The following is an 18,552-nucleotide window of genomic DNA, read 5'->3' on the forward strand; positions in this document are numbered from 1 at the left end:
TTCACCTGAAAAGGCAAAGATATGCTGTGATCACCGTTTGCTTATCCTAGTTTGTTAGTTGTTCAATATCTTGTAAAAGGCTGACCGATTGCTGAAGCTGCTTCATGAGGCCTTGCTGATCCTCTAAAATAGCTGCAGCATCGAAGTTGTCCATTTTCAATTGCTGTAAATAGGTTTGAATCTCCTCTGACAGCACTTTATTTTTCTCTATGATTTGTGCATGCAGGTCTTCTGCTATTGATGGGGCTGTGAGTTCATTAAATTCTTGAATGTCTGCTTTCAATGATTCCAGTTGCTGCGTCAAATCTGCTCTTTTGGCAGCATCTTGTACAGCTTCTTCCGCAAGCTGTGGAAAATCCTCTGTGAATTGCTGAATATCCGTCACATACTCATTTGCTTCTGTGACATATGTCGTTGTATCGTTTACTTGGTCTAGCAGTCCTGAACATCCACTTAACAAAAACGTACCGGTTAATAGAAACGCCATCACATATTGTTTCAAGATCCATCATCCTTTCATCTGTATGTTGAAACCCCTCATTTGTCCAGCTCCCAACCACACAGATGCAAAAAGACCTTAAAAAAAGCCAGACCTTTGCCTCATGTGTGATAGGCAAAGGTCTGGCTAACATGTTCATGCCGAAATGGCCGAGAAACAACGGATGTTTCTGTAATGACGACCAAACCGTAAAAGCTACTCCCCTTTAGGAAACCGTTCAAATGTTATGTTTATCATATCTAAATGAAGGACAACAGTCAATGAGAAGCAGGCGGAAGACCCTGCTTTTGGTATAGCATATAGTCCGAACCAGTTGATGCATAAATCCGATTACGTCCTTGGCGTTTTGACATATACAAGGCTTGATCTGCCTCAAATAGAAGCTTTTCTAATATAGAGGGATCATTCGCTGTATGGGCGACGCCAAAGCTTGCTGTCACTCTTACTTTTTTCTCATCTGTCTGAAAGAAACTCACTTCAAATGAATGTCTCATCTGTTCCGCAATATGACATGCCTCTTCAAATGAATGATGCGGCAGACAAATGGCGAACTCTTCTCCACCATATCGGCCAAATAAATCATCCATCTTCAAATGCTGCTGACAAATGGACACAACATGACGCAACGCCTCGTCTCCAATATGATGTCCATGCGTATCATTGATTTGTTTAAAGAAATCAATATCAAATAGCAATATCGCAGTATCCTGTGCATCCTCTTCCAATAACATCTGCGTTCGTTCAATAAAGGAAGACCGATTGAAGATATTCGTCAAACCATCAATATATGCTCGGCGCTCCAGCTCTTCCTGCAATAGTCGCTGCTCCGTAACATCGCTGATCACAATTTGCCTGCCCTCGACTTCGCCTCTTCTATTAAAAAGAGAAGAAGCAGTGAGATGATAATAGAAGGGCTGCTCTTTTTCCCACATTAAATCATACTGTGAATGATCCTGCGGAGAACCCAGCCACTGTATAAACGCTGGCTCTTTGATGATCCCTGAGAATATATCATCGATTTTATAGCCGATTCCCTTTTTAGCGAGCACAGGAATGATCAATGCAGCCGCAGGGTTATAATCAATCAGTGTTCGGTATCGATCCAATAGAAGAACACCTTCTGACATATGTTCAAACACACGCTCCATCGCAATGGGAGAGAGCTTAAAGAGATGAAAAGACATAATCGCCCATAAGTAGAGTGCGTTGGTTAAAAACATCACCACTGGTACTGGGTCAATGTGAAAAGGCGTGACACCTAATAAATAGATAAAAGAGGTCGTGATCGGTAATAATATTCCAACGAGCAAGATCAGCACCTGTTTCAAATATTCTTTCTTCACACGTAAAAACCAAAGCAGCATAAAAATAGCGAGCATAGAACAGCCAAATGTATAGACCCCATGAATGATATACCAATAACCAATGGTAAAATCAGCTAATAAAAACCCGTCTACTGTATTCATCGTGATGCTTCGGTAAAAGAGTGAATGAAAAGAGTTGGTGAACACCAGAATGGTGGTTAAAATTGGAATCAACAAGAAGAGAAGCACGCGGCGCTTTGTTACATATTGATGGAAACCAGTAAACTGCAGCACAATCATCAGGCTGAACGGTGCAATAAACGGAAGACCTATGTATTGAAAACTAACCCAGAATGTAATTTCTTGAGGGGTGCGCGCCAATAATTCAAATGTATGTCCAAAAATATAAATCGCAGTTGCTCCAGACATATACATAAACAATTGACAGCCAATATACCGATGGCGATTTGCATGAGCAATGATTGATAATATTACGGACAGAATGCCAGAAACACTCATGATCACAATAAAATGTAAAACAATCGAATCCATGTAAACGCCCCAATTTCAGTTATTTAGAACTAGTCTAATCTTACTATATATGAGGACGTCTCAAATGGGAAGATGTGATTTTGAATCGGTTGGCGGTTTTTTGGAAAGCGTTCGTCATTTTACTAGTCGTGGCGCCCCATCTATTCATTACTTCTTACTTAATTTAAGGATAAAGCATATTGTTGCAAGTGAAATATCTGTACAATGTGGAGATGAATGAAAAGGAGGCTTGATAGAAGATGACTTTTTTGATCATCATGGCAGGTTTGTTTATGCTGATTCTTTTAGAGAAGCCATTTCAGAAGAAACGATCTAAGCTGTTATTTTTAATGAGTTATTTGCTGCTGCTTGCGGTTTATGTGATTCAGACAACATTTGTGGAGATCATGTCGGATGGGCTTTTGATGATGATGGCGTTGATTGTGGTTTGTCCTTTGTTTGTTCGAATGATCCAGTCTTTTCAGAGGAACGCTTGACTTAGTAATAGAAAAAACCTCTACTTGTCCCATCGCAAGTAGAGGTTTAACTTTAATGATTACGAGTAAATACTTCCTTCACCACTCGTTCACTTGCTTTTCCATCTTCTAGTGAACAGAATCTTTCATGGAATACATCGTATTTTTCCTTGTAAGCATCTTTTACGCTTTCAATGTTCTGAATGCTATGAAGCACTTCTTCAGACGTATACAATAACGGACCTGGCAGATCTTTTTCGACATCAATATAAAAACCTCTCAGCACATCTTTGTATTTATCAATATCATACGTAAAGAAAAGAATCGGCTGCCTTAGGTTTGCAAAATCAAAGAATACAGACGAGTAATCCGTGATAAGGATATCACTTGAAATATATAAATCATTGATATCATTATATTTAGAATAGTCAAAGGCAAACCCTTCAAACCCTGTTAAATCAATATTATCCGAAATGAAATAATGCATTCGTAAAATGATGACATATTCTTCGCCTAACTTTTCTTTTAACAAATTTAAATCTAAAGTGAGATTAAATTTGTATTGCCCCGCTTTATGAAATTCATCATCTCTCCATGTTGGAGCATATAAAATGACTTTTTTATCAGCAGGTATACCAAGCTTCGATTTAATCTTCACTTTATCTGCTTCTGTAAAGTTTTTCAGAATATCATTTCTTGGATAGCCATATGTTAATATTTTTTCTTTCGGATACATAAATGCACTTTCGAAGATTTTTTCAGAATATGGGTTTGCTGCAATTAGATAATCCCATTTTCGAGATTGTAAATAAAATTCTTTTTTATAATCGGGATTTGCAGATACTACATTATCCATATCAAATACTAATTTCTTAAGTGGTGTTCCATGCCATGTAGATAAGATAATTTGTTCATCTTTTTTATAAAGCGACTTTGGCTGTCTCATGTTTAAAACAAAATATTTTGCCACTGTGACATAGTAAAAATAGCTCCAGCTAAATCGCTGAATTACTTTAACGTTCTTGTGCTGAAATTCTTCTTCATTTGCCACCATTTCTTTATCATTCAGAATCCAAACATGCTTCCATTGATTTGGCTCATGCTCAAGAAGATATTTAAATATCGCCTTAGGGCTATCCGAATAGTTTCTTCCTAAAAAGCTTTCATAGACAATGGTGTTAGGTTTAATAGGCAATCTTGAGAAGAACAATTGTTGAACGATTCTTTGTCTCGCTCTCTTCTTTTTCGGTTTTATGCCCTGATACAGATTATAATAGAGAACTCTCTTTTTACTCAGACGATATGCCTTATGATAATTCCCGACCTTAATTGCATTAATTTCTTTTGAATGTCTTCTCTTCAGTTTGATTGGATTTGACTCTGCATTCAAAATGGTCTGACAGGACTGATAAATAGGCGTTAAACGTTGAATGCCCTCTTTAAACACTGGGCTTTTTACAACCTTATATAAATATTGGCTGATCGCTTCAAGCTTCACTTGTTTCACTAAAGCAAAATCGTCACATTGTTCGATTGATTTGCTTAATGTTCGGAACATTTCTTCAAATCGATGATCCTGTTCTTCCTGGGAAAGTGAAGGGAAATTGATAGGATCGTTATGGATCAGCTTATAGTATAGACAAATTGATGTTTCCAAAATAGAGAATGCATCTTGATAAATTTTCATTAAGAACGGAATATCACTATACAATGGTGCGCTTTCATCAAACTGTATTTGATTGTTCAACAAATATTTCTTTTGAACAACGAACCCATGTGATTTTAATTGATAAGAAATCTTCTTAAAGAACTTTTCTTTTGCAATTTCATGATAATGAGCTGATACAACATTCTCCTCAAAAAGCATCTGCATGACTTCGTTTTCATTTGCATCAACATTTAATTTTTTCAAAACATGACTTAAGTTATCCAACGTATCATGCTGATACAAAGCCTGCTTCTTTTCCTTTAATGTTGTGTTTCTGTCTACAATTGTCTTTTTCACTTTCAGCTTAAAAACATTCAATTGTTCTTGATCAATGATTTGCTTTGCATATATCAGCGCATTGGGATGTAAGAAATCATCAGCATCTAAAAATAAGATGTACTCTCCTTGAGCTTCTTCTATGCCTTTATTTCTACTAATGCCTGCATTTGTATGAGGTCCCATATTGATTGTTCTATAATTAAAAGTATAAGGCGCTAAAATTTCTTCTAGGTGTTGACTATCTTGATGGACCAAAAGTACTTCGAAATCTTTAAAAATTTGATCATCTAAACTTTTCATGCAGTTATCAGTATACTTTTTATTGGTATCCTTATAAGGAATAACAATAGTAAATAACATAAGATCCCTCTTCCAAATTTTATATAAACAACAATGTTTGATCTTTTCATCACTTAATATGATTTAAAAAACAATAAATATTATAACAAAAACGTGTTTTTATTCAAAAAAAAGATTCGTCTAAAAAGACGACTCACTAGAAATTCGTTTATCCAAAATGTTTTCATCTATACTTCTATGATACAACAATTTATCATACTTAACATAAAAAAACCACTGTTCTAGCCGACTTGAAATAAAAATAATAAGAACGTATTTTGTCTGTATGATAACATCCAGTTTTGTTTAAAATTCAGATTGTTTAAGTTTCTAATAGCAAAGAAAAATGACGCTGTGATAGCGTCATTTCATATAACCATTCATTTTTTAAAGATGCCAGACCCGCACCAAGGGCTCTCAAACCCTTGATACGACTGCATTCTAAAAGTTTTGATGGAGACGGTGGGAGTCGAACCCACGTCCAGAGACATCGATTACTTAAGCGTCTACGAGCGTAGTCAACATATTTACGTGTTCACTCATCCTCATGCCTGCTGACGGGCGCTTGGAGAGCTAGTCTGATGGATCTCTTCTTACGTCCTCAGACGAAAACGTAAGCGTAGCCTACTTCATTGGGCTCCTCACAGACACATAGGCAATGTCAGGAAGAGCTCGCTGCGCTTATTAGGCAGCTAGTGCTAAGTTTTGGTTAAAACTTTTAGTTTTGCCAGTTACATTTAGGTGCGTGTTAACGAGATCGCCTCTCGGCTCGCAGCCTAAGCTCGAACCATCCCTGTCGAATCCGTAACGTCCCCTTGTAAAAGGGATATACGGGATGGAAACGTTCTTTCGCTTAACTGCTTCCGTATATGACTATTATAACAATCTCATCGCTCGAAACAACTGGTGGTTTCTGTAAAAAGACGACAATGATTGTTTACTGCATAACATATTGTAGCATAATGCTTCCGCTCTCAGCAAGCCATCTGCATGCGTCTAGAATTGCTTTTGCCGGTCACGGAAAGCACGCTCGATTTCACGTTTCGCATCTTTTTTCTTCAGATCTTCACGTTTATCATATTTTTTCTTCCCTTTACCGACTCCAATTAGCACTTTGGCAAAGCCATTTTTCAAATAGAGTTTAATGGGAACAAGTGAGTAGCCCTCTTCCTTTGTCGCACCAATCAACTTACTGATTTGCTTGCGATGAAGAAGCAGCTTTCTCGTTCTGAGCGGATCATGGTTATAACGGTTCCCCTGCTCATATGGGCTCACGTGCATATTGTGAAGAAACACTTCTCCTCGTTCGATTTTGGCAAATGAATCTTTTAAATTCACTTTTCCTGCTCGAATGGATTTGATTTCCGTTCCTTGTAATACAAGGCCGGCTTCGTATGTTTCTTCTATAAAATAATCATGGTTGGCTTTTTTGTTTTGGGAAACAACCTTTCCCTCTCCCTTTGGCATTGGCGTACACCCTCCTTTTGACACAGACACGGTCCAAATCGTACGGATTATTTTATCAAACAATCCAGCTTTGGACAATGCTTCTGCCACGTGGTCAAAAAGCAAATAGAGCATGGTGCCCTATTTGCTTTTTGTCACGTTACTTTTTCTTTTTGCGCTTTTGTTTCGGTGCGTTATCAAAAACGCGTTTTTTCTTTTTCTTCTTTTTACGACCTGTGAACCAGTCGCCGCCTTTATCCTCTTTGCCTTTTTCCCCAGAGGCCTTTTGACCTCCGCGTCCTTTTTTGGCTGGTGGATCTGTCCGTTTTTTGAACTTGAAGTCTTTTGGTGATTTACGGCGAGTGCCTTTCATACCGACGATTTCAAAATCAATGGAATGCTCATCTTTATTCACACTCACCACTTTGACAGTAATTTCGTCACCGATGCGATATACATTCCCTGTCCGCTCACCGATCATCGCAAAGTGCTGTTCATCAAAACGATAGTAGTCGTCAGTCATGTAGCTCACATGGACAAGACCTTCTATCGTATTCGGCAGTTCAACGAATAGTCCGAAATTCGTGACGGAACTAATCATACCATCAAACTCTTCACCGATTTTATCAAGCATATACTCTGCCTTTTTCAGGTCATCTGTTTCGCGCTCAGCATCAACAGAGCGGCGCTCCATTGTAGATGCATGATCTGCGATTTCTGGCAGCAATTGACCCCATTTTTCAAGGGTCGCTTCGTCTGTCTTTTTCTCTATTAAATAGGTTCTGATCAGCCTATGCACGATTAAATCCGGGTAACGGCGGATCGGTGATGTGAAGTGTGTATAGAATTCCGTTGATAATCCAAAATGGCCAATGCTTTCTGGATCATACTTCGCCTGTTTCATTGAGCGAAGCATCACAGTTTGAATCACGACTTCTTCCGGCTGATCACGGACGGCATCAAGTACACTTTGAAGAGCACGCGGGTGAATATTCGTTGACGTCCCTTTCACAATGTAACCAAACGTCGTCACGAACTCTAAAAAGCGCTGAAGCTTCTCAGGATTTGGTTCTTCGTGAATTCGGTAAATGAACGGAACATTCATCCAGTGGAAATGCTCGGCAACTGTTTCGTTTGCCACCAGCATGAATTCTTCAATTAATTTCTCTGCAACGGAACGCTCACGAATGACTACGTCTTTCGCTGCGCCTTCATCATCTACAAGCACCTTTGCTTCCTTGAAATCAAAGTCGACTGCTCCGCGCTCCATTCGCTTGTCACGCAGAATTTCTGCAAGCTTCTCCATCTCTTGGAACATTGGTACTAACGGCTCGTATTTGTCTAAAAGCTCTTCATCTTGGTCAACTAAAATCTTATTCACATCGGAATAGGTCATTCTTTCCGTCGTTTTGATCACACTTTGGAAAATTTCGTGTTTGACGACTTTCCCACTTCGATCAATGATCATTTCACAAGAGAGTGTGAGACGATCAACCTTCGGATTCAATGAGCAAATGCCATTTGACAGGCGATGAGGAATCATTGGAATAACGCGGTCTACAAGATACACACTCGTTCCGCGCTCATAGGCTTCCTGATCAATTGGAGAGTTTTCCGTTACATAATGAGAGACATCCGCAATATGCACACCTAGTTTGTATTTACCATCATCCAGCTTTTGCACAGTAACCGCATCGTCCAAGTCCTTTGCATCTGCACCATCAATGGTCACAATCGTTTCGTTGCGCAGATCACGCCTGCCCTCTAAGTCTTTTTCATCGATCGTTTCAGGTGTGTCTACTGCCTGCTGGAGTGCTTCTTCCGGAAACTCACCTGGCAGCCCGTGTTTATGAATAATCGACAAAATATCGATGCCAGGGTCATTTTTGTGACCAAGGATTTCAGTCACTTCACCTTCTGCGCTCATTCTACCTTCTGGATAGCTTGTCAGCGTGACAACGACTTTATGACCTTCAACCGCTCCGTTTTTAGCGGATTTCGGAATGAAGATATCGTTTGTGATTTTTTTATCATCAGGAATGACAAAACCAAAGCTTTTCGTTTCTGTATAGGTACCGACAACCGTCTGAGTATTACGCTCTAGTATACGGATGACCGTTCCTTCTTTTTTGGTGCCATTTGATTTGTGGCTGACACGAACCATGACGGTGTCGCCATTCATTGCTGTGCCTAGCTCATTTGGCGGAATGAAAATATCATCCTGTCCAAACTCTTCTGGTGTCACAAATGCAAATCCTTTTGCATGCGCAGACAGCTTCCCTTTGACCAAGTTCATTTTTTCCGGTACACCATAGCGGTCGCTGCGGGTACGGACGATCAGTCCCTGATCCTCTAATATCACAAGTGCTTTGACGAGCTCTTTATAATCATCTGGATTGGTAATTTCCATCATGACTTCTAATTCCTGTACCGTTAATGGTTTGTACGCCTCTTCTTGCATAAACGCAAGTAATTCATCCATAAATTCTTCTTTTTGCACACTCTAACCCCCTATATATTTAAATTGACCAATCGAGTGATTCTAAGAATGCATATACATCCTGATGAACCTTCTCCCGCTCTTTATCAAGCGTGATAACATGGCCCGATTCTTCATACCACTTTAAATGTTTTTCATCAGTCTCTACTTCGTTATAAATAATGTTTGCACTGTCTGTATTAATCATATGATCATGACGTGCCTGAACAACAAAAGTAGGTGAATAAATCATGTCAACATTGTTTCTGACATCTGCAATGAGTTCTTGAAGAGCCTTGAGTGTACCCATTGGTGTTTTCTTGAACTCTTCCATCTCTTGCTCAATTTGATCCTCTGACTTACCCTCGAATTTTTTATAGTTACGGGCATAATCTAGTACACCCTGGTACATGACTTCTTCACTTTTTATGTACATAGGTGCACACATAGGTACAATTCCCTTTACAGGTACAGTGTAACCTAATTTCAATGAAAAAACTCCTCCGAGGGATAGTCCGCAGACCGCAATTTCCTCATAACCTTCATCTTTTAAAAATTGATAGCCTTCTTCTACATCTTTCCACCAATCTGTAGGACCTGTATGAACAAGCTCCTCTGGAGGTACACCGTGTCCTTTGTATTGAGGTGCATGGCATGTATAGCCTCTTTCATTTAAATAGCGTCCAAGCATACGAACATCGGCTGTATTCCCAGTAAAACCGTGAAGAAGAAGCACCGCCTTTTCTCCACCTTTAAACGTAAATGGTTTTGGTGTAACAACTTTCATGATGTGACTTCCTTTCCTTCTGATATGGTTTATATTTTCCACTTGTATGTATGAAACAAACACAAAAGAGTGCTGATAATAAAAAAAGGTCTGAAAAAAGATCAGACCTTCTGTTACTCGCGCCTACACGCCTAAATATGCCAATGCAAGTGTTAAGATGAAGAAAAGCACTGACAAAATGACAGTTAATCGGTGAAGAATCAAGTCAAGACCTCTCGCTTTTTGCTTACCGAAAAGCTGCTCGGCTCCACCTGAAATAGCGCCTGACAGTCCTGCACTTTTACTTGATTGTAATAATACAACGATGATAAGTGCGATACTGACAATTACGAGTAATGTGATAACAAATGCGTGCATGAAAACACCTCCAGACAAACTGGTACACATAACTTTATTTTACATGAAAACAAGGTGCATGTCACGAAACATCAAAATAAAGATTTCCTATATATTGTCGACTTTATTTGTCATTTTGATTCAATTTCGCTCCAATGGATTGTATGCAGCATTTTTATATGCAATTTTTGAGGTTAAAAAGCGTTTTTAGCGAGTTGCTTCTTCTTTTAAGAGCTGTTTTAATTCTACTAACAACCGTTCAGCTCCTTCAGGACTCAGCACGACGTTACCATTTCCATAGCTTTTGTTGTATTTCGTTATTTGGCCAGTTAATAAGCAGCTCTTATCTGCATCATATTTTTTCAGCATAATGGTTTGATCTTCGATGAAAATTTCTAACAGCTGCTCTTCTTTTATATTGAGTACCTTTCGCATTTCTGAAGGCAGAACAATTCTGCCAAGCGAATCGATGTGTCTTACCATTCCAGTTCTTTTCAATGAAGCCGCCTCCTTAATGATCATACAATGATTTCATTCATTGACTTTTGTCAACATTTTCATAGTAAAATAAATCTTCAAATTTTTTATCAAAGTAATGAATCATTTTGCCAATGACAAGCTGTCCTGGCTTCCGGTGACCATTCAATACCCTGCTGAGTGTGGCAGGAGAGATGCCAATTTCATCTGCGAGCTGATTTAAAGACATATCGTTTTCGATCATATACTGCATCACAAAAGCCCGCCTGATCTGAATCTTTTCGACCATCATTACAACCTCCTATAGGATCAATATGTACAACATGTAGGACTCTCACATCTCCCGGATTCATTAACTTATGTCAACACTTTTATGCCCTTTCTATTTCCTTTGGTCAATGATCATACTAAAATAAGTCATATACTGAAATGTGAGGTTCGATGACATGAATCACTTTGGTGAACAATTACGCATTTTAAGAGAGAATAGAAAGATGTCTGTCAATCAACTCGCCATGTATTCAGGCGTAAGCGCTGCCGGTATTTCTCGGATTGAGAATGGAAAGCGTGGTGTGCCAAAGCCTTTAACCATAAAAAAATTAGCACGCGCTTTGAAGGTGCCTTATGAGGATTTAATGCTGCTTGCCGGTTATATTGAACAGGAAAAAGTGCATGAAATGAAACCGAAATATGAATCCATATTAAAAATCTATCAAACGGCGCTTCAAAAGGATGTAGAACATCTCCCTATTTTCGATGGAGACCAATGGGAAACACTCACCGCACAAGACATCAGCCAGCTGAATCAATACTTTCTCACGCTCATTAACCAAAAAAAGGCGAACAAATAGCGGGGCATAAACATAAGATACATCCACCATTAACTAATGTCAATATTTTCATGGTATACTTATTGCCAATAGTCAACAAATCGAGTACACTAGAGATAACTAATCTTTAACCATGTGAGGTTTTGAGTTGATGAACTTCGGTGCATATTTAAGAGCATTACGTGAGAAAAGGAAACTATCGGTGAACCAATTAGCGATGTATTCAGAGGTCAGCGCTGCTGGTATTTCTCGGATTGAAAACGGGAAACGCGGCATTCCGAAACCTCCTACAATTAAAAAACTAGCAGGTGCATTAAAAGTACCTTATGAGGACATGATGCAGGCTGCAGGGTATATTGAAGAAGCATCTTCTGCCTATGTCATAAAGGAAGAAGAAACGGCTTTTACCCAAATAAAAGAAGCAGCAGAGCAATATGAACTTGATGATCTTGAAATATTTAATGGGGACATATGGTCCACCCTTTCTAAACATGAAATAGAGGATTTAAACCGCTATTTGTTATTTCTACTAAACAGCCGTTCGTCATCGTAAAATGTTTTGATCATTGACAAGCTTTTTGCGCCGATTTTTGACAGAATTACGGTATAATGGGTTCAGATTGGAGTGAAGAAAGATGAATCAATCTGATATGTGCCCGCGGTTTGAAAAAGCAGTTGAGTTATTAAGTAAACGCTGGGTGGCACTGATTGTTTTTCAGCTTCTCTCAGGTTCACAGCGCTTTAGTGAAATCGAAGCAGCTCTGACCAATTTAAGCGGAAGGGTTTTATCTGAGAGATTAAAAGAGCTGGAAGCAGCAGGCATTGTAAAACGGGAGGTTTTTGCTGAAACACCCGTGCGTATTGAGTATTCATTAACTGATATGGGGCGCTCACTTGCACCCGTTTTTGAGGAAATTGCGAAGTGGTCCTCTGAATGGATCACACTTGAATCATAAATGTCTCCTGATGTGAGCCGCCTAATCATGATAAAAAAACCTCCCCTACAGATGTAGAGGAGGTTTTGTCTTTTCAAGCATTTATGCGGACGTCATGTTTTTTTCAGCTAACGCCTTGCTTTCTTTTTTCTTGTTGGTTGGGCTTAAATAGCGTTCAAGCCAGCCCATGACAAGGTCAGCAATAATGGCCATGAGCGCAGTTGGAATAGCACCTGCTAAAATAATGGCTGTTCCGTTTGTCGCGTTTGATCCTCTGATGATAATATCACCAAGTCCTCCAGCACCAACAAATGTCCCAATCGCTGTAATACCGATTGCGATCACAAGTGCGGTTCTTAAACCAGCCATAATGACAGATAAAGCAAGCGGTAATTCAACCATTCTCAGCACTTGCCATTTCGTCATGCCCATCGCTTTCCCCGATTCTAAATAGGCATGCTCAATGCTGACAATACCTGTGTACGTGTTACGGATAATCGGCAGAAGCGAATATAAAAAGAGTGATAAGATGACTGTATTTGCACCAAGTCCTAATACAAGCATCAACACAGAAAGCATCGCTAACGCTGGAATGGTTTGAATGACATTGGTTATCGCGAACACCCAATTGCTCAGTTTGCGGTAATGCGCCACAAAGATGCCGACTGGTATTCCGACAATTGCCGCAAACAATACCCCATACGCTGACATGAGGAAATGCCGGTAAAATTCTTCTAACACATATGAACCGTTCTGTTGATAATACGCCCATAATTGCTGTAGTGTGTCCATCAGCTCTGACACCTCCCAATCTTACTCAAAGTAATTGTGTTTCTTTAGAAAATCTCTCGCAACAGTCGCTGGTTCTTTTAGTTCTCCATCGACTTGATAATTGAGCTCTTGCATTTGTTCGGTATCGATTTTTCCAATCAACCTGTTGATCACCTTGTCCAGTCCTGGATTTTCTTTTAATACTTTCTCAGGGACAACTGGTGATGCATCGTATGGTGGGAAGAATCGTTTATCATCTTTTAAGATTTTGAGATTATACGCTTTGATCCGGCCATCTGTTGAATAGGCAAGCACAATATCCATTTTTTCATTTTTCAATGCGTCATAGACTAGCCCGATCTGCATCGGAAAAGTGCTTCCAAATTCAATTCCGTATGTTTTCACAAACCCTTCGTAACCGTCACCTTTCTTTTTCAGCCAAATATTATCCACACCGAAGCGATAATTTTTGGCATTCTTTTTTAAATCAGAGACTGTTTCTAGGTTGTTTTCCTTCGCCATCTTCTGCGTCACAGCAAAGGCATACGTATTATCAAACCCATAGGAATCAAACCATTTGTAATCATAGCGTTTTTTGAATTCTTTCTGGACGATTTCCATTGCACGCTTTGGATCTTTTTCTGCATCCATTCCTAGCGTACTTGTTAAATCCGTGCCTGTATATCGTGTTGCTGAAATGTCGACATCACCGTTTTCCATTGCTTTTTGCTGGACCGTATTTGAGCCTAAATTCTTCACAATGGTTGTCTTTTTATCTGTGTAATGCTCAATGATGTCTCCCACCATATAGGCCATAATTTCTGATTCTGTAAAGTTTTGTGCACCGATTCGCAGCGTGCTCCCTGAAGAGCCGGCTAGTCCAGGAAGTGAACAGCCACTTATGAATAGCAAGCATCCGGCAAGCAGTGCACTGGTCCATTTTGTTTTTCGATTCTTCACATGAGCCAACTCCTTATGAAACTTCCTTCAATCCTTTTAAGCCTTCTGGTGTTACTTTTTTCTCAAGCTTCATCAATGTAAGGTCAATGATGACCGCTAAAATAGTGACAGGGATTGCACCCGCAATAATGTATTCCGGCTGGTAAAGCTGAAGCCCAATTAAAATGTAGTCACCAAGACCGCCTCCACCGATAAAAGCAGCAAGTGTTGTCCACCCAATTAAATAAATCGTTGAGGTTCTGACACCTGCCATAATGACCGGAACAGCAAGCGGCAGTTCCACAAGACGAATTTGTTCCCATGTCGTCATGCCAATTCCTTTTCCAGATTCAAGCAAGTTTTTGTTCACACCTTGAACACCGGCATACGTATTTCTTAAAATAGGCAAAACGGAATAGAAAAATAGCGCAACGATCGCAGGTATTTTTCCAACTCCCAAAATAGGAATAAAAAATGCAAGAATCGCTAAACTAGGGAGTGTTTGAAAGATATTCACGACGCCGATGACAAAACCGGCGCCTCTTTTCATCCGTGTAAGAATGACGCCTAAAGGAACGGCCACGATAATGCCTAACACAACGGCAATTAAAGAAATGTATAAATGCTCCCACATTTTTGTGAGGAGTTCCCCACCATTTTTCTCAAGAAAATCGATGATTTGATCCATGTGTACACCTCCCTTAGTTCATTTCAGTGACAGCCTCCGGGGTATCTTCTCCCCAAATAGAGTCATATACGACATCTACAAGACTTGCACGTGTGACGATGCCTTTTAAGTGCCCTTTTGCATCGACAACCGGTACATATTTAATGCCGCGTATTAAGATCTTTCGGACAGTATCTCTAAGAAGTGCACCTTCTTGTACTGTATAAAATTCTGTATTTAAAATATCACCAACGAAGGCTGCTTTTCTGCGGTTTGCATCGATGGTTTCAATGTCGATATAGCCTTTCAGCACATGATTTTCATCAACGACAAGCAGGGAATCAACCCGCTTTTCTCTCATAATAAAGATGGCATCTGTCAATGTTTTTTCGACGGTAATTGTGACTGGGGACGTGTTCATCATTTGTTCCACACGTTCCATATTCGGGTTTGACTGAAGTAGACGTTCTTTCCCGATGAATTCTTCTACGAATTCGTTCACAGGGTTACGTAAAATATCATCTGGCGTGCCCACTTGGACAATCTCTCCATCTTTTAAAATGACAATGCGGTCTGCAAGTTTAATCGCTTCATCCATGTCATGTGTGACGAAAACGATTGTTTTATTTAACGTTTTTTGCAGTTTCTTAAATTCTTCCTGCAATGAATCTCTTGTAATTGGGTCAAGTGCTCCAAATGGTTCATCCATCAGGATTAAAGGGGGTTCTGCTGCGAGTGCGCGAAGAACGCCGATACGCTGCTGCTGTCCTCCACTGAGTTCATGAGGGTAACGCTCTAAGTATTCCGGCCCCATGTCGACGAGTTTGAGCAATTCACGCGCTCGTTCTTTTCGTTTTTCTTCCGGCCACTTCAGCAGCTTCGGCACAAGGGAAATGTTTTGTGCGATGGTCATATGAGGGAAAAGTCCAATTTGCTGAATCACATAACCAATTTCTCTTCTTAATTGGACTGGATCTTTTTTCATAATGTTTTCTCCCTCGATGAATATGTTTCCTGAGGAAGGTTCAATCAGTCGGTTAATCATCTTCATGGTTGTCGTTTTACCACAGCCACTCGGTCCAATAAAACAAATAAATTCTCCTTTTGCTATTTCTAAATCAATATTTTTGACAGCTTTTTTTCCGCCTTTATACGTCTTAGATACATTCTCTAGTTTCAGCAAATGAGACACCTCCAATTAGTCGGATATATATTTTCAGAAAATTTACACCTTATTTATTATAGTGCAAACTTTATAAAATAAAAAGTTTACGATGTGTTTGTATTGCATAAGATTTATTTAAAATTTTCAGTTAACGGCCTGATATGTACCGATCCCTCCTTTTTCCTCCAACTTACGAGCAAATACTCAATATTTATTGTTTTCATCAACAAACAGGTATATGATATATTGTGTTACAAATTGTCAGTCGTGAAGGGATGAAGCGGGGAATGGACAAGCAAGCGTTAGGCGCCATTCAAAAAGCACAGGATCATTATATTGAAAAAGCTGCCGAGAACATGAATGCCTTTGGTCTTTCTGCCACAGTGGGTAGAGTGCTTGGTATCATTCATATGAACCGTAAACCAATGACGCTCGGTGAGCTCTCAGAGGCGACCGGCATGAGCAAAACAAGAATGAGTCAAGTCGTTCGAGAAATGCTTGATTTGAATATTGCTGAAAAGGTTTATGAAAAAGGAATACGCAAAGATTTATATGACGTTGAGCAAGATCAATATCAAACCTTTATTTCACTGTTTGCAGCCAATTGGTCACGTGTTGTCAGCAAAAATCGCAAGGCACATAAGAAGACATGCAAGGAATTGCTGGAGCTGCTTGAACAAGATGACCTGCCAGAAGAAACAGTAGATAAAATCAATCTTCTTCTTTCAGAAATCAAGGAAAGTCTCGATTATTATGACTGGATTAGCCGTTTAATTGAGTTCTTTGAAAGTGAAGAAGTATTTCAACATGTGCCAAAACCTTAAAAAAAGCTGTTTTATTTTACAATTTTGTAGAAAAAAACAGCTTTTTTATATACACTTATGACATCAGCATTGGGAACATCCCTTTGATGCCTGCGCCTATCATCTCAACTGCCACAACAGCTAAAATCAATCCCATTAATCGTGTCACGACATTCATTTCTGTTTTCCCCATTTTTCGCATAATGAAACTTGAATAATGAAATGCATAATAGGTCATGGCAAGTACAACCACAATGCCAATAAGAATCGCAAGCAGATGAAGCGTTACTTGGTGGCTTCCTGGGGTTAAGCTCATGACGGTCGCAATTGTACCAGGTCCGGCAATGATCGGAATGGCGAGTGGGGTCACCGAAACATCAGCCTTCTCTTTGCTCTCTGCCTTTTCATCCGAATGAGGGTTTTGAACATGTGATTCTTTTGCATTTAGCAAATTGTAAGCGATACCAAAAATAAAAATACCTCCGGCGATACGGAGTGCATGGATATCAATGCCAAACAATTTGAAAATGAGCCTGCCTGCCAAAAGAAAGGCAATCAAAATCATAAAAGACACAACAATCGCTTTTTTGGCCGTCTGGGATCGTTCTTTTTCTGAGTAGCCTTCTGTTAAAGTGATGAAAAGAGGCACGTTTCCAATGGGGTTTGAAACAGCAAATAGTGACACAATGACATGAATCATAAAGGAAATCAACAGACACCCTCCTTTTTTCATAGTGTCTGCTAATCTGATGCGAATATTCCCTTGTTCTGTTAAAACCTGGTTTGTTTTAACCGATGATAATAGAGGTTTAAAGAAAGGGGAATAGAACATGAAAAAAAACATCACGATCATTGTCTTGTCTGTGATCATCCTAGGTGCAACTGGCTGGATTGTGTGGCAGCAGCAGTCGCTCACCGCATCAGAGAATAAACACCAGCAAGAAATGAGAAAGAATAATGAGCAGCTGACACAATTAAAGTCAGAAGGAACGGATATGAAAGATGAAATGGATGGTCAAAAAAAGGAATTGTCCACCGTCACAAACAAGCTGAAGAAAGAAAAGAAGGCGCATCAAAAAGAAATCAAACAGCGTAAAGCACTTGAATTGAAAATAGACCAGCTTCAAAAAGAACTGGCAGCAGCGAAAGCAACGGCTCAAGCGAATAAGCAGGCAGCACAAACGACTAGGAAAGCCACTGTCAAAAAAGACCCAAATGTCACCCATCATCCTCCTTCTCAATGGGTGCAGGATCAATATGATTGGGGTGTTAAACAAGGGTATATCAAAGAATAGAGAGGATGAAATGATTTGATACAGATTCGGCCATTGTCTCATGATCAATCTGTTCCTATGGATCTTTTACTATTAGCTGACCCTTCAACTGAAAAAGTCCTTGCCTATGTACAATCTGGTTCTTGTTATGTTGCTTTTCATAAACAGGACATGATTGGTGTGTATGTTCTGACGCCTCTGTCTCAGCAGACAGTGGAAATCATGAATGTCGCCGTGAAGGAGTCATGGCAAGGTAGAGGAATTGGGAAGCAGCTGATCCGCCATGCTATTTCAGAAGCCAAGGCAGCTGGCTTTCATACAATTGAAATTGGCACAGGCAACTCTAGTATTCAGCAGCTCGCCCTTTATCAAAAATGCGGTTTTCGCATGGCGTCTATCGATCACGATTTCTTTCTGAAACACTATGATGAACCGATTTATGAGAACGGTATTCAATGTATGGATATGGTGCGGTTGTCACTCGTTCTTCAAGCAGACTGACTTCAT

General features: G+C 39.6%; 21 protein-coding genes and 1 other RNA gene. 7 read left to right on the top strand and 15 right to left on the bottom strand.

The genetic code is table 11. From position 1 onward, the window contains the following. Positions 1-46 precede the first annotated feature (46 nt). Positions 47-502, bottom strand: coding sequence for a DUF6376 family protein (locus NSQ17_RS16110; RefSeq protein ID WP_039168283.1), 456 nt, complete (start codon positions 500-502; stop codon positions 47-49). 254 nt (positions 503-756) lie between these two features. Beyond that, a complete protein-coding gene (locus tag NSQ17_RS16115; protein WP_342467598.1) occupies positions 757-2,355 on the bottom strand; it encodes a histidine kinase N-terminal 7TM domain-containing protein in 1,599 nt (532 codons plus the stop codon). Positions 2,356-2,594: 239 nt separating this feature from the next. Here NSQ17_RS16115 and NSQ17_RS16120 point away from each other — a divergent pair, with 239 nt between their 5' ends. Continuing rightward, positions 2,595-2,831 carry a hypothetical protein gene (locus NSQ17_RS16120; RefSeq protein ID WP_144679176.1) on the top strand — a complete coding sequence of 79 codons (237 nt, stop codon included), beginning with the start codon at positions 2,595-2,597 and terminating at the stop codon, positions 2,829-2,831. A 52-nt stretch (positions 2,832-2,883) separates the two neighbouring features. Here NSQ17_RS16120 and NSQ17_RS16125 read toward each other — a convergent pair whose 3' ends face one another. The 8 genes from NSQ17_RS16125 to NSQ17_RS16160 form a co-directional block, all read right to left on the bottom strand. Continuing rightward, positions 2,884-5,157 (bottom strand): CDP-glycerol:glycerophosphate glycerophosphotransferase, encoded by a 2,274-nt coding sequence (locus NSQ17_RS16125; protein WP_342467599.1) that lies wholly within the window; start codon positions 5,155-5,157, stop codon positions 2,884-2,886. 430 nt (positions 5,158-5,587) lie between these two features. Further along, positions 5,588-5,951: a transfer-messenger RNA gene (gene ssrA / locus NSQ17_RS16130) on the bottom strand. Positions 5,952-6,132: 181 nt separating this feature from the next. Next, positions 6,133-6,603, bottom strand: coding sequence for an SsrA-binding protein SmpB (gene smpB, locus NSQ17_RS16135; RefSeq protein WP_008347658.1), 471 nt, complete (start codon positions 6,601-6,603; stop codon positions 6,133-6,135). A gap of 139 nt (positions 6,604-6,742) precedes the next feature. Further along, positions 6,743-9,082: a ribonuclease R gene (gene rnr / locus NSQ17_RS16140; RefSeq protein ID WP_024719828.1), complete on the bottom strand. Its 2,340-nt coding sequence runs from the start codon at positions 9,080-9,082 to the stop codon at positions 6,743-6,745. 19 nt (positions 9,083-9,101) lie between these two features. Then, positions 9,102-9,848 carry a carboxylesterase gene (locus NSQ17_RS16145; RefSeq protein ID WP_008347663.1) on the bottom strand — a complete coding sequence of 249 codons (747 nt, stop codon included), beginning with the start codon at positions 9,846-9,848 and terminating at the stop codon, positions 9,102-9,104. Between the two features lie 123 nt (positions 9,849-9,971). After that, the gene (gene secG, locus NSQ17_RS16150) at positions 9,972-10,205 is read right to left on the bottom strand and encodes a preprotein translocase subunit SecG (protein WP_003212746.1); all 234 of its coding nucleotides are present in this window, start codon (positions 10,203-10,205) and stop codon (positions 9,972-9,974) included. A gap of 186 nt (positions 10,206-10,391) precedes the next feature. Beyond that, positions 10,392-10,682: an AbrB/MazE/SpoVT family DNA-binding domain-containing protein gene (locus NSQ17_RS16155; RefSeq protein WP_008347666.1), complete on the bottom strand. Its 291-nt coding sequence runs from the start codon at positions 10,680-10,682 to the stop codon at positions 10,392-10,394. Positions 10,683-10,719: 37 nt separating this feature from the next. After that, positions 10,720-10,953: a helix-turn-helix transcriptional regulator gene (locus NSQ17_RS16160; protein WP_024719830.1), complete on the bottom strand. Its 234-nt coding sequence runs from the start codon at positions 10,951-10,953 to the stop codon at positions 10,720-10,722. Positions 10,954-11,107: 154 nt separating this feature from the next. On the opposite strand from NSQ17_RS16160, the gene NSQ17_RS16165 reads away from it, so the two are divergent. From NSQ17_RS16165 to NSQ17_RS16175, 3 genes are all read left to right on the top strand, one after another. After that, positions 11,108-11,512: a helix-turn-helix transcriptional regulator gene (locus NSQ17_RS16165; protein WP_007500204.1), complete on the top strand. Its 405-nt coding sequence runs from the start codon at positions 11,108-11,110 to the stop codon at positions 11,510-11,512. A 130-nt stretch (positions 11,513-11,642) separates the two neighbouring features. Continuing rightward, positions 11,643-12,044, top strand: coding sequence for a transcriptional regulator (locus NSQ17_RS16170; protein WP_008347673.1), 402 nt, complete (start codon positions 11,643-11,645; stop codon positions 12,042-12,044). 82 nt (positions 12,045-12,126) lie between these two features. Next, positions 12,127-12,447 (top strand): helix-turn-helix domain-containing protein, encoded by a 321-nt coding sequence (locus tag NSQ17_RS16175; RefSeq protein ID WP_007500199.1) that lies wholly within the window; start codon positions 12,127-12,129, stop codon positions 12,445-12,447. Between the two features lie 81 nt (positions 12,448-12,528). Here NSQ17_RS16175 and NSQ17_RS16180 read toward each other — a convergent pair whose 3' ends face one another. The 4 genes from NSQ17_RS16180 to NSQ17_RS16195 are packed head-to-tail and all read right to left on the bottom strand — an operon-like array spanning position 12,529 to position 15,986. Further along, positions 12,529-13,218, bottom strand: coding sequence for an ABC transporter permease (locus NSQ17_RS16180; RefSeq protein ID WP_008347676.1), 690 nt, complete (start codon positions 13,216-13,218; stop codon positions 12,529-12,531). Between the two features lie 21 nt (positions 13,219-13,239). Then, positions 13,240-14,157, bottom strand: a complete 918-nt coding sequence (locus NSQ17_RS16185) for an osmoprotectant ABC transporter substrate-binding protein (RefSeq protein WP_342467600.1) — start codon at positions 14,155-14,157, stop codon at positions 13,240-13,242. 13 nt (positions 14,158-14,170) lie between these two features. Beyond that, positions 14,171-14,824: an ABC transporter permease gene (locus NSQ17_RS16190; RefSeq protein WP_008347681.1), complete on the bottom strand. Its 654-nt coding sequence runs from the start codon at positions 14,822-14,824 to the stop codon at positions 14,171-14,173. A gap of 13 nt (positions 14,825-14,837) precedes the next feature. Next, entirely contained in the window at positions 14,838-15,986 is a 1,149-nt protein-coding gene (locus tag NSQ17_RS16195; RefSeq protein WP_025207985.1) for a betaine/proline/choline family ABC transporter ATP-binding protein, read from the bottom strand. Between the two features lie 269 nt (positions 15,987-16,255). Between NSQ17_RS16195 and NSQ17_RS16200 the strand changes: the two genes are divergently transcribed. Further along, positions 16,256-16,792: a GbsR/MarR family transcriptional regulator gene (locus tag NSQ17_RS16200; protein ID WP_017359221.1), complete on the top strand. Its 537-nt coding sequence runs from the start codon at positions 16,256-16,258 to the stop codon at positions 16,790-16,792. Between the two features lie 55 nt (positions 16,793-16,847). Here the strand turns inward: NSQ17_RS16200 and NSQ17_RS16205 are convergent, their stop codons facing one another. Next, complete coding sequence (locus NSQ17_RS16205) at positions 16,848-17,483, bottom strand: NAAT family transporter (RefSeq protein WP_024719834.1); 636 nt, start codon at positions 17,481-17,483, stop codon at positions 16,848-16,850. 118 nt (positions 17,484-17,601) lie between these two features. On the opposite strand from NSQ17_RS16205, the gene NSQ17_RS16210 reads away from it, so the two are divergent. Then, positions 17,602-18,066, top strand: coding sequence for a hypothetical protein (locus NSQ17_RS16210; protein ID WP_268430596.1), 465 nt, complete (start codon positions 17,602-17,604; stop codon positions 18,064-18,066). A 15-nt stretch (positions 18,067-18,081) separates the two neighbouring features. Continuing rightward, positions 18,082-18,546: a GNAT family N-acetyltransferase gene (locus NSQ17_RS16215; RefSeq protein ID WP_017359218.1), complete on the top strand. Its 465-nt coding sequence runs from the start codon at positions 18,082-18,084 to the stop codon at positions 18,544-18,546. The last annotated feature ends 6 nt before the right edge of the window (positions 18,547-18,552 follow it).

Origin of the sequence: Bacillus sp. FSL W8-0629 (genome assembly GCF_038593225.1) — a bacterium.
In the GTDB taxonomy this organism is placed as follows: Bacteria; Bacillota; Bacilli; order Bacillales; family Bacillaceae; genus Bacillus; species Bacillus altitudinis.